9 protein-coding genes are annotated in these 11,449 nt (G+C 75.9%); 7 read left to right on the forward strand and 2 right to left on the reverse strand.

Annotated elements, in window-relative coordinates:
- Window positions 1-64: 64 nt before the first annotated feature.
- From FS882_RS13290 to FS882_RS13310, 5 genes are all read left to right on the forward strand, one after another.
- Complete coding sequence (locus tag FS882_RS13290; RefSeq protein ID WP_158373535.1) at window positions 65-1,282, forward strand: SPFH domain-containing protein; 1,218 nt, start codon at window positions 65-67, stop codon at window positions 1,280-1,282.
- A 397-nt stretch (window positions 1,283-1,679) separates the two neighbouring features.
- Window positions 1,680-2,477 (forward strand): TetR/AcrR family transcriptional regulator, encoded by a 798-nt coding sequence (locus FS882_RS21390; RefSeq protein ID WP_222848216.1) that lies wholly within the window; start codon window positions 1,680-1,682, stop codon window positions 2,475-2,477.
- Window positions 2,478-2,721: 244 nt separating this feature from the next.
- Complete coding sequence (locus tag FS882_RS13300; RefSeq protein ID WP_158373536.1) at window positions 2,722-4,455, forward strand: ABC transporter ATP-binding protein; 1,734 nt, start codon at window positions 2,722-2,724, stop codon at window positions 4,453-4,455.
- Window positions 4,452-6,503, forward strand: a complete 2,052-nt coding sequence (locus FS882_RS13305; protein ID WP_410053282.1) for an ABC transporter ATP-binding protein — start codon at window positions 4,452-4,454, stop codon at window positions 6,501-6,503. The genes FS882_RS13300 and FS882_RS13305 overlap by 4 nt, the downstream gene beginning before the upstream one ends.
- A gap of 82 nt (window positions 6,504-6,585) precedes the next feature.
- Window positions 6,586-7,953 carry an MFS transporter gene (locus FS882_RS13310; protein WP_158373537.1) on the forward strand — a complete coding sequence of 456 codons (1,368 nt, stop codon included), beginning with the start codon at window positions 6,586-6,588 and terminating at the stop codon, window positions 7,951-7,953.
- Window positions 7,954-8,016: 63 nt separating this feature from the next.
- On the opposite strand, the gene FS882_RS13315 is transcribed toward FS882_RS13310, so the two are convergent.
- A complete protein-coding gene (locus tag FS882_RS13315) occupies window positions 8,017-8,664 on the reverse strand; it encodes an isochorismatase family protein (RefSeq protein ID WP_158373538.1) in 648 nt (215 codons plus the stop codon).
- A 266-nt stretch (window positions 8,665-8,930) separates the two neighbouring features.
- A complete protein-coding gene (locus FS882_RS13320) occupies window positions 8,931-9,797 on the reverse strand; it encodes a putative protein N(5)-glutamine methyltransferase (RefSeq protein WP_158373539.1) in 867 nt (288 codons plus the stop codon).
- A 121-nt stretch (window positions 9,798-9,918) separates the two neighbouring features.
- Here FS882_RS13320 and FS882_RS13325 point away from each other — a divergent pair, with 121 nt between their 5' ends.
- Window positions 9,919-10,932, forward strand: a complete 1,014-nt coding sequence (locus tag FS882_RS13325) for a methyl-accepting chemotaxis protein (protein ID WP_158373540.1) — start codon at window positions 9,919-9,921, stop codon at window positions 10,930-10,932.
- A 64-nt stretch (window positions 10,933-10,996) separates the two neighbouring features.
- Window positions 10,997-11,449, forward strand: a complete 453-nt coding sequence (locus FS882_RS13330; RefSeq protein ID WP_158373541.1) for a DUF4262 domain-containing protein — start codon at window positions 10,997-10,999, stop codon at window positions 11,447-11,449.

The following is an 11,449-nucleotide window of genomic DNA, read 5'->3' on the forward strand; positions in this document are numbered from 1 at the left end:
GGCGGCCGACCGGTCGCCGCCGGGCACTGACGGCCCCACCGGGCCGCGGCTGGGAGGAGACGCAGTGGACGACCCGAGCATCGGCACGATCGTGGGGTGGGTGCTGCTCGCCATCCTCGTGATCTTCGTCGTGGTGACCCTGGCGCGGGCGGTGCGGGTCGTCCCGCAGACCGTCGCGCTGCTCGTCGAGCGGCTGGGTCGGTACCACCGCACCCTCGACGCCGGCCTGCACCTCATCATCCCGTTCATCGACCGGGTGCGCGCCGGCGTGGACCTCCGCGAGCAGGTGGTGTCCTTCCCGCCGCAGCCGGTGATCACCTCGGACAACCTCGTGGTGAGCATCGACACCGTCATCTACTTCCAGGTGACCGAGCCCAAGTCCGCGGTCTACGAGATCGCGAACTACATCACCGGCATCGAGCAGCTCACCGTCACCACGCTCCGCAACGTCATCGGCTCGATGGACCTCGAGCAGACGCTCACCAGCCGCGACCAGATCAACGGCCAGCTCCGCGGCGTCCTCGACGAGGCGACCGGCAAGTGGGGCATCCGCGTGAACCGCGTCGAGCTCAAGAGCATCGACCCGCCCGCCTCGGTGCAGGGCGCGATGGAGCAGCAGATGCGCGCCGAGCGCGACCGCCGCGCCGCGATCCTCACCGCCGAGGGCGTCAAGCAGTCCCAGATCCTCACCGCCGAGGGTGAGAAGCAGGCCGCGATCCTCCGCGCCGAGGGTGCCGCGCAGTCGGCGATCCTCACCGCCGAGGGCGAGTCCCGCGCGATCCTCCAGGTGTTCGACGCCGTCCACCGCGGCGACGCCGACCCCAAGCTGCTGGCCTACCAGTACCTCCAGGCGCTGCCGAAGCTCGCGGCGACGCCGGCCAACAAGGTGTGGATCGTGCCGTCCGAGCTGACCGGCATGCTCGGCCAGTTCACCCAGGGCTTCGCCGGCGCGTTCGGCGGCGGCGCGGCATCGAAGGCGGCGACGCCGGGTCGCGCGGCCGGGGAGTCCCCGCTCGGCCCGGACGACCTGCCGCCCGTGGCGCTGACCGACCCGAAGGAGGCGCTCGCCGAGGCGCGGCGCGAGTCCGAGGCGGCGACCGCGGACGCCACCAGCGCCGGGACGTTCAGCGGCCGGCCGTTCGACCCGGTCGCCGAGGCAGGGCAGCGCCCGCAGCCCGGCGCGACCCGGCGCGAGCAGCGGGACACCGGGGCGGGGCAGGTGCCGCCGGTGGAGCCCGAGCCGCCGACGCAGCCCGGCCCGCCGGCGCCGCCGGCGCCGTGAGGCGGGGTCCGGCGCGCTGACGCGGCGCGCGGGCCCGAGACGCTCGACCGACGACGCCCGCCGCACCCCCTCGGGGCGCGGCGGGCGTCGCCGCGCGCGCCGGGCGGCCGCGCCGCGCCGGGCGGCCGTGCCCTGCCGCGTCGCGCCGAGATAGGACCTCGCGGTCGAGGTAGGACCGTCGGACGTCCTACGTCGGCGCGGCGGTCCTATCTCGCCGGGGGGTGCGCGGCGCCTGCGCCGAGATCGGTACCTCGCGTCGAGATCGGTGGTTGCGGGCACCGATCTCGGGGGGAACCACCGATCTCGGCGGGCCGTTGAACCGGAGAGCGGGTGGCGCGTGTTCGCCCGGGACGAACGGCCTGGACGAGTGAGCGCTCACTCACTTACGCTCGGCGGCGTGGACGAGCCCAGGACCGGACGCGCGCGGCCGATGAGCCGCGACGAGCGCCGTGCCGCCATCGCGCTCGCCACCGTGCCGCTGCTCGAGAGCCACGGCGCGCAGGTGTCGACCCGGCAGATCGCCGTCGCCGCCGGGGTCGCGGAGGGCACCCTGTTCCGGGCGTTCGACGACAAGGTCGAGCTGCTGACCGCCGCCGCCGAGCGCGCGCTCGACCCCACGACCGGGGTCGCCGAGATCGACGACCTGCCCCCGGCGCCGGACCTGGCGGCCGAGCTGACCCAGCTCGCGGACGTCATGGCCGCCCGCGGACGCCGGGTGCGCCGGGTCATGCTCGCGGTGCACGCCATCCTCGCGTCCGACGACGGCCGACGTGCCGCCGCCGTGCGCGGGGCGCGCGGGGCCGATCCGCTCGGTCGCGCGGCGCCGGGTCAGGCGCTCCGGGCCGGTGCCGCGGCAGCCCCGCCGGAGGGCGCGGGACTCGACGACGCCTCGTCCGCGACGGCCGCCGCCTCCGGCGCGGCGGTCGGCGCCCCGCCCGGGCACCGCCCCGGTGACCGCCTGCCGTTGCACGGCCCGACCGCCCGGGACGCTCGGCTCCGGGCGCTCGCCGAGGTGCGCGCCGCCGTCGTCCGGCGGCTCGAGGCGTACCGTGGCGAGCTGCGCATCGAGCCGGAGCGGCTCGCGCACCTGCTGATCGCCGAGGTGATGGGGCAGGGCCCGCCGGTCCTGCCCGACGACGGGGTCCCGGTCACGGAGCTCGTCGACGTGCTGCTGCACGGCGCCGCCCGCACCTGAGGCCCGCGCGCCCCGAGAACCGCCTCGCGCCGCGACCGGACCCGCGCCCCGAGACCCCCGCGACACCCCGACCACCTCGCGCCCGCGCGGGGGAGCAGACCCACCCGCCAGGCCCCGGCTCGACCCCGGTGCCGCCCGCCACGACCCCGGCCTCGCCGCCGGGCGCCGCACCCCGTCCGCCCCGCCCGGCCACCGCCGCGGACGCACCGTCCCACCCCGGCCCGCCGCCCCACCCGGGAGACCCATGCTGCTCCGCCTGCTCCGGGACTACCTGAGGCCGTACCGGCCCCAGGTCGTCGCCGTGCTGCTGCTCCAGCTCGCGCAGACCATCGCGACGCTCTACCTGCCCAGCCTGAACGCCGACATCATCGACAAGGGCGTCGCCGTGGGCGACACCGGCTACATCATGCGGATCGGCGCCGTGATGCTGGGCGTCAGCCTGCTCCAGGTCGCCTGCTCGATCGCGGCGGTGTACTTCGGCGCGCGGGTCGCGATGGCCTTCGGCCGCGACCTCCGCGAGGGCCTGTTCACCCGCGTGCAGGACTTCTCCGCCCAGGAGATGGGCCAGTTCGGCGCGCCGTCGCTCATCACGCGGACCACCAACGACGTGCAGCAGGTCCAGATGGTCGCCCTGCTGTCGTTCACGATCATGCTGATGGCCCCGATCATGCTGGTCGGCGGCGTCGTCCTCGCGCTCCAGGAGGACGTGGCGCTGTCCGGGCTGCTGCTGGTCGTCGTGCCGGTGCTCGGCATCGTCGTCGGGCTGATCGTGAGCCGGATGGTGCCGTACTTCCGCGTGATGCAGCAGCGCATCGACGCGATCAACCGCGTCATGCGCGAGCAGATCACCGGCCTGCGGGTCATCCGGGCGTTCGTGCGGGAGCGCCGCGAGGCCGCCCGGTTCGCCGAGGCCAACGACGCCCTGTTCGACACCTCGCTGCGGGTGGGCCGGCTGATGTCGCTGATGTTCCCGGCGGTCATGCTGATCATGAACCTGACCAGCGTCGGGGTGCTGTGGTTCGGCGCGGGCAGGATCGACGCGGGCGACATGCAGATCGGTGCCCTGACGGCCTTCCTCAGCTACATCATGTACATCCTGATGGCGGTCATGATGTCGACGATGATGTTCGTGATGGTGCCGCGCGCCGTCGTGTCGTCGGAGCGCATCACGGGCGTCCTGGACACCGGGTCGTCGGTCGTCCCGGCGGCGGACCCGGTCCGGCTCGAGCGGCCGCAGGGCCGCCTGGAGCTGCGGGGCGTCGAGTTCCGGTACCCGGGTGCCGAGCGCGCGGTGCTGCACGGCGTCGACCTGGTGGCCGAGCCGGGGCAGACCACCGCGGTCATCGGGTCGACCGGCTCGGGCAAGACGACGCTGGTGAACCTGGTCCCGCGGCTGTTCGACGCGACGGCGGGGACCGTCGCCGTCGACGGGGTGGACGTGCGGGACCTGGCCCCGGACGACCTGTGGTCGATGGTCGGGCTGGTCCCGCAGCGGCCCTACCTGTTCAGCGGCACCGTCGCGTCGAACCTGCGGTACGGCAACCCCGAGGCTACGGACGAGGAGCTGTGGCACGCCCTCGAGGTGGCGCAGGCGCGGTCGTTCGTCGCCGAGATGCCCGGCGGCCTTGACGCCCCGATCGCGCAGGGCGGCACCAACGTGTCGGGCGGGCAGCGCCAGCGGCTCGCGATCGCCCGGGCCCTGGTCCGCAAGCCCGCGATCTACCTGTTCGACGACTCGTTCTCGGCGCTCGACTTCGCCACCGACGCGGCGCTCCGGGCCGCGCTGGTGCCGGAGACGCGCCGGTCGGCGGTCGTCGTGGTGGCCCAGCGCGTCGCCACGATCCGCGACGCGGACCGGATCGTCGTGCTCGACGAGGGCGCGGTCGTCGGCACCGGCACGCACGCCGAGCTGATGGCGTCGTGCTCCACCTACCAGGAGATCGTGCTCTCCCAGCTGAGCGTCGAGGAGGCGGCATGAGCGCCGAGGACCAGAACCGGGACGTCGCCGGCGTGGCCCGCGACACCGCCACCGAGCCGCCGACCCAGGCGTCGGCCGCCGCGGCGCCGGCCGCCCAGACCCCGCGCCGGATGCCCCGGCGGGGGATGGGCCCCGGCCCGGGCATGGGGATGGGCATGCCGGGCGAGAAGTCCCTGAACTTCAAGGCGTCGCTGAGCCGGCTCGTCGGCGTGCTGCGCCCGGAGTGGCCGAAGCTCGCGGCGGTGCTGCTGCTCGGCATCTTCTCGGTCGCGCTCGCGGTCACCGGCCCGAAGGTGCTCGGCAACGCGACGAACGTGATCTTCAACGGTGTCGTCGGCGGCCAGCTGCCCGCGGGCGTCACCAAGGCCCAGGCGATCGAGGGCCTGCGCGCCCAGGGCCAGGACCGGCTCGCCGACATGCTCGGCGGGATGGACGTGGTGCCCGGGCAGGGCATCGACTTCACCAGCCTGCGGAACCTGCTGCTCGCCGTCGTCGCGATCTACGTCGCGTCGGCGCTGTTCGGCTGGCTGCAGGGCTGGATCACGACCGGCGTCGTGCAGCGCGTGGTGTTCGGACTCCGCGAGCAGGTCGAGGCCAAGCTCGGCCGGCTGCCGCTGAAGTACTTCGACGGGCAGCCGCGCGGCGAGGTGCTCAGCCGGGTCACCAACGACATCGACAACGTCGCCCAGACCCTGCAGCAGACGCTGTCCCAGCTGATCACGGCCGTGCTGACCGTCGTCGGCGTGCTCGGGATGATGTTCTGGATCTCGCCGGTGCTGGCGCTGGTCGCGCTCGTGACCATCCCGCTGTCGGTCGCGGTGACGACCGCCATCGCGAAGCGGTCGCAGCCGCAGTTCATCGGGCAGTGGACCTGGACCGGCAAGCTCAACGCCCACATCGAGGAGATGTACACCGGGCACGCGCTGGTGAAGGTGTTCGGCCGGCAGCGCCAGGCGGTCCAGGAGTTCCACGACCAGAACGCCGAGCTCTACGAGGCCTCCTTCAAGGCGCAGTTCATCTCGGGCATCATCCAGCCGGCGATGGGCTTCATCGCGAACCTCAACTACGTGATCGTCGCGGTGGTCGGCGGCCTGCGGGTCGCGTCCGGCAGCCTGACGCTCGGCGACGTGCAGGCGTTCATCCAGTACTCGCGCCAGTTCACGCAGCCGATCACGCAGATCGCCTCGATGATGAACCTGATGCAGTCGGGCGTCGCTTCCGCCGAGCGGGTGTTCGAGCTGCTCGACGCCGAGGAGCAGGACCCCGACCCGGCGAGCCCGGCCCGGCTGCCGGCGCGGGTGCAGGGGCGCGTCGCGTTCGAGGACGTGTCCTTCCGGTACGTGCCGGACAGCCCGCTGATCGACGACCTGTCCCTGGTCGCCGAGCCCGGGCAGACCGTCGCGATCGTCGGGCCCACCGGTGCCGGCAAGACCACGCTGGTCAACCTGCTCATGCGGTTCTACGAGATCGACGGCGGGCGGATCACCCTCGACGGCGTCGACACGCGTGAGCTGACGCGCGACGACCTGCGCTCGCGGGTGGGCATGGTGCTCCAGGACACCTGGCTGTTCGGCGGCACGATCCGGGAGAACATCGCGTACGGGGTCGAGGACGTCCCGGAGGACCGGCTGGTCGAGGCCGCGGTCGCGACGCACGTCGACCAGTTCGTCCGGGCGCTGCCCGACGGCTACGACACGGTGATCGACGACGAGGCGGCGAACCTGTCGGCGGGGGAGAAGCAGCTGCTCACCATCGCCCGCGCGTTCCTCGCCGACCCGGCGATCCTCGTGCTCGACGAGGCGACGTCGTCGGTGGACACGCGGACCGAGGTGCTCGTGCAGCAGGCGATGAACGCGCTGCGGTCGGGGCGGACGTCGTTCGTCATCGCGCACCGGCTGTCGACCATCCGGGACGCGGACGTCATCCTGGTCATGGAGCACGGCTCGATCGTCGAGCAGGGGTCGCACGAGGCGCTCCTCGCGGCCGGCGGCGCCTACGCCCGGCTGTACGCGAGCCAGTTCGCCGCGGCGGTGTCCGTGCAGGACTGAGCGGCGCACGCCCACCGGCCACGGGCCGGGGTCCTGTCCTAGGGTCCCGGCCCGTGGCTCGGAGGGCCGCTAGGGTCGGCGCGTGACGACGCAGCCACCGGCACCGGCGCCGCGGCTCCGGCGGGACCGGTTCACCCTCACCCTCGACGGCGTGTTCGTCACGTGGGGCTGGCTGCTGTACTCCTTCAACCCGAGCGTGCCGCTGCTCGCCGCCGAGCTCCGGGTGTCGAACGCCCAGGCCGGGCTGCACGGCACCGCGATGGCGGTCGGCGCGGTGCTGGCTGCCGCGGTGACGCCGCGAGCGGTGCTGCGCCTGGGCCGGCGGACGGCGCTCGTCGCCGCGTGCGTGCTGCTCGGCGCCGGCATCGGGCTCCTGGTCAGCGGCTGGACGCTGCCCGTCACCCTGACCGGGATGGTCGTGGTGGCGCTCGGTGGCAACGTCGCGATCAGCGCGGCGCAGGCGGGCCTGGTGCTGCACCACGGGCGCACCGCGTCCGCGGCGGTGACCGAGGCCAACGGCGTCGGCTCCGGGGTCGGGCTGCTGGGGCCGATCGCCGTCGGCGCGTGCGTCGCCGCGGGCTGGGGGTGGCGGCCGGCGGTGGCGGTGACGGCGGTGCTCGCGCTGGCGACGGCGGTCGCGGTGCGGCTGCTGCCGACGGTGGGCGCGCTGGGTCGGGCGGGTGGACGCGGGCGCGCGAGCGCGGGGGCGGACGGGGACGCGGGGGCCGGCGGGGACGCGAGCCGCGCCGAGCCGGTCGGCCCCGCCGTGCGCGGGGGACGGGCGGACCCGGCGGGCCCGGCGGCGGGCCCGACGGCGACGGGCCCCGCGGGCGCCGCCCAGGCCTCCCGGACCGCCCGCGCCGTGCTGGCCTCGCGGTGGTTCCTCGTGACCGTCGTCGCGGCCCTGGCGCTCGAGAACGCCACGACCTACTGGGCGACCGACCTCGTCCGTGACCGCACGGGCGCCGGCGCGGGCATCGCGACCGCCACGACCGCCGGGCTGGTCGCCGGCATGACGCTGATCCGGTTCGTGGTCGGGCCGCTGTCGCTCCGCATGTCACCCGCACGGCTGCTCGCCGTGTCGTTCGGCGTCGCCGTGGCGGGCTGGGCCGTGCTCTGGACGGCGACGGACGCGCCGGTCGCGCTCGCCGGGCTGTTCCTCGCGGGGCTCGGGTACGGCGCGCAGTACCCGCTCGGGATCGCGCTGCTGCTCGGCGCGTCGGGCGGCGCGACCGACGCGGCCCAGGCGCGGGCGACCGTCGGCGGTGGGGTGGCCATCGGACTCGCCCCGTTCCTGCTCGGGGCGCTCGCGGACGCCGTGGGCCCGCACACCGCGTTCCTGGTGGTGCCGGTGCTCGCCGTGGTCGGCGGGGTGGCGGCCGTGTCCGGCGGCCGGGCGTGGCGCCGCGAGCGGCCGGGCGTCCCGATCGCGGCGGGCGACGCGGCCTGACGGCGGCGCGCCGGCCGGCGCGGCGCCGAGCGCCGCGCCGCGTCGGGGCGGCGCGAGCCCCGGTCAGCGGGCGTCGGAGGTGGTCAGCGTGACGCCCCGGGCCGCGAGCCGGGTGAGCGCGTCGATCGTGGTGCGCACGCCGACCCCCGCCGTCAGGTCGGTGAGCACCCGGACGTCGAACCCGGCGTCCAGCGCGTCGAGCGCGGTGGCCGTCACGCAGTGGTCGGTGGCGAGGCCCACGACGTCGACGCCGTCGACGCCCCGCGCCCGGAGCGCGTCCGCGAGCCCGGCCGGTGCGGCGTCGGCGAGCGCACCCGCCTCGGCGGCGGACTCCGCGCCGGGCCCGGCGCCCGGCGTCACCACGCCCTCGAAGCCCGAGTAGTCCTGCCGACCCTGCCCCTTGCGCACGTGCACGGCGTCGCCGGGCAGCCGCAGCGCCGGGTGGTACGCCGCGCCCGCGGTGCCCCGGACGCAGTGCTCGGGCCACGTCGCCACGTAGTCCGGCTCCGCGTCGACCGCGAAGTGGCCCGCGTTGTCGTCGGGCAGCGGCTCGTGCCAGTCGGCCGTCGCCACCACCACGTCGTAGGCGTCCGCGGTCCGGTCCAGGAACGCGGTGACCTGCTCGGCGACCGCCGCGCCGCCCGTGACCGCCAGGGCGCCGCCCTCGCAGAAGTCGTTCTGCACGTCCACCACGATCAGCGCGCGAGCCACCGGGACCTCCTCCTCGCCGGGCGCCGGGGTGCGCCCGCCGGCACCCACCCTAGGCGCGAAGCGCAGGCCGGGACCCTCGCCCCTCGCCGCGCCCCGCGCTGCGGCGCGCCGCGCTGCCCCGCGCCGCGCTGCGCCGCATTCCCACCGCGTCGTCGCCCGGCCGCCTGATCGATCGGGCGGGCACGCGGCGACGATCGGCTGGGGATCAGGGCCGGGCCGGGAGCGCGCGCCGGGTCCGGGTACCGCCGGGGTCGGAGCGACGAAAGTCAGCGGGCGCGGCTGGTCGCCACGACCACGGTGCCGTCCAGGTCGTCGTCGTGCACGACCCGCACCGCGAGTCCCTGCCCCTCGCACGCCGCGGCGGTGGCGCCGGCCTGGCGGACGCTGGTCTCGATCAGCAGCCGCCCGCCCGGCGCGAGCCAGCGCGGCGCGGCCGCGGCGACCCGGCGGTGCAGGTCGACGCCGTCGGCGCCGCCGTCCAGCGCGGTGCGCGGCTCGTGGTCCCGCGCCTCGGAGGGCATGTGCGCGATCTCGGCGGTCGGCACGTAGGGCGCGTTGGCCACCAGCACGTCGACCCGGCCGGCGAGCGCGGCGGGCAGCGGCGCGTCCAGGTCGCCGAGCAGCACGGTCGCGTCCGCCGGACCGAGCGCCGCCGCGTTCCGTCGGGCGCACGCGACGGCCGCGGGGTCGAGGTCGACGGCCCACAGCGCGACCCCGGGGTGCTCGGTGGCGACCGCGAGCCCGACGGCGCCCGTGCCGCAGCACAGGTCGACCACGACCGGGCCGTCGCCGGTGCTGCCGGTCCGTCCCCGCACGCGAGGGTCCCCGGGTGCGGTCCCGGTCACGCGCGACCCGAGTGCCCGCACCGCCTCCCGCACCAGCAGCCCGGTGCGGGCCCGCGGCACGAACACGCCCGGCTCGACCCCGATCCGCAGGCCCCGGAACTCGGCCCACCCGACGACCTGCTCCAGCGGCTCCCCGGCCACCCGGCGCGCCGTCATCACGTCGAGCGCGGCCGCATCCGGAGCCTCGGCGAGGAGCAGCGCCGCCTCGTCCTCGGCGAACACGCAGCCGGCCGCGCGCAGCCGGGTCACGAGCGCGGCCAGCGCGGCGGGGTCGGGGGTGACGGGCACGGCGGGCAATCTACGCGGTCGCGGCCGCCGAACCCGCGTCCCCGTGCCGCTCAGCGGACGCCCCGCCCCGCCGATAGGCCGAGCAGGTCGGGGGACCGCTGTGTCGTCGAAGGGACGCGTCGTGCCGGAACGGGTCGTGCGGCTGGCCGAGGAGGTCGGTCGCGTCACGGGGGAGAAGCTGCAGGGGATCGAGCAGGTCGCCCGCAGCACGAAGATGCTCGCGCTGAACGCGCTCATCGAGTCGGCGCGGGTCGGCGAGGCCGGGGCGGGGTTCGCCGTCGTGGCCCGCGAGGTCGGGGAGGTCGCGGACCGGGCGCGCTCCCTGTCCGAGGAGCTGTCCTCCGAGCTGCGCCCGCGGATCGACGAGCTCACGGTGCTCGGGCACGAGCTCGTCGGCCGGGTGCGCGGGCAGCGGCTCGCGGACCTGGCGCTGAACGTGATCGAGCTGATGGACCGCAACCTGTACGAGCGGTCCTGCGACGTGCGGTGGTGGGCGACCGACGCGGCGCTGGTGGAGGCGCTCGCGACGGCGGACCCGGCGGCGGCCCGGCACGCGGGCGACCGGCTGGCGACGATCCTGCGCAGCTACACGGTCTACCTGGACCTGTGGCTCGCCGACGCGTCCGGGCGGGTCGTGGCCCGGGCGGGCACCGGTGGCGCGGCCGGGGTGCTGGGGTCCGACGTGCGGGACGAGCCGTGGTTCCGCTCCGCGCTCGCCACCCGGTCCGGCGACGAGTACGCCGCGCTGGACGTGGCCCCGCAGCGCGCGCTCGGGGCGCTGACCGCGACGTACGCGACCGCGGTCCGCGAGGGCGGCCGCTCCGACGGCCGGCCGATCGGCGCCCTCGGCGTGTTCTTCGACTGGGAGCGGCAGGCGCAGGCGATCGTCGACGGCGTGCGGCTCGGGCCGGGCGAGCGCGAGGCCACCCGCGTGCTGATCCTCGACCGGGACGGGCTCGTGCTGGCGGCGTCGGACCGGACGGGGGTGCTCGCGGAGCGGGTCGCGCTGCGCACCGGCGACCGCGCGACCGGGGCGTACGAGGAGGACGGCCGCGCGGTGGGGTTCGCGGCGACCCCGGGGTACGAGACCTACGCCGGGCTCGGCTGGTACGGCGCGTTGGTGCAGCAGGGCTGAGCCGGTGCCACGGGACCTCCCGCCCGGCGGCCGGCGTGTGGGTGGTCGGGTGCAGGGTGGGGTCATGGACGAGGTCGAGGCGGTCGGGTGGCTGAGCCACCTGCTGGGCATGGCGGACGAGCGCGGATGGGCCCTGCAGTGGGTCGGCCCGGGCGACGGCGAGCTGCAGTTCTGCTACACGACGGGGCTCTACCAGTACGACCTGCCGGAGCTCATCGTGTTCGGCCCGTGCCCGGACGACGCCGCACGGCTGCTGAACACGCTGGGCGCGCGGATGCGCGCAGGGCAGCGGTACGTGGACGGCGACTCGATCGACGACGTGTGGCGGCACGCGCGGGTCATGGAGGTGCTGGACTCCCGCGAGCACCTGGTCATGGCGCACCCGATGGCGCGCGCGACGCGGCCGCTGCCGGCGCTGCAGGTGATCTACCCGGACCGGGACGGGCGGTGGCCCTGGCAGCCCGGGTCGAGGATCGCGAACGTGCCGATCCTCGGGATCGTGCCCGACGTCGGGTGA

Source organism: Cellulosimicrobium cellulans (genome assembly GCF_007679345.1).
In the GTDB taxonomy this organism is placed as follows: domain Bacteria; phylum Actinomycetota; class Actinomycetes; order Actinomycetales; family Cellulomonadaceae; genus Cellulomonas; species Cellulomonas cellulans_A.

Bases quoted from the DNA above. Each gene is read 5' to 3' on its own strand.
- FS882_RS13300 (WP_158373536.1), top strand. From the start codon at position 2,722: ATGCTGCTCCGCCTGCTCCGGGACTACCTGAGGCCGTACCGGCCCCAG.
- FS882_RS13305 (WP_410053282.1), top strand. From the start codon at position 4,452: ATGAGCGCCGAGGACCAGAACCGGGACGTCGCCGGCGTGGCCCGCGAC.
- FS882_RS13330 (WP_158373541.1), top strand. From the start codon at position 10,997: ATGGACGAGGTCGAGGCGGTCGGGTGGCTGAGCCACCTGCTGGGCATG.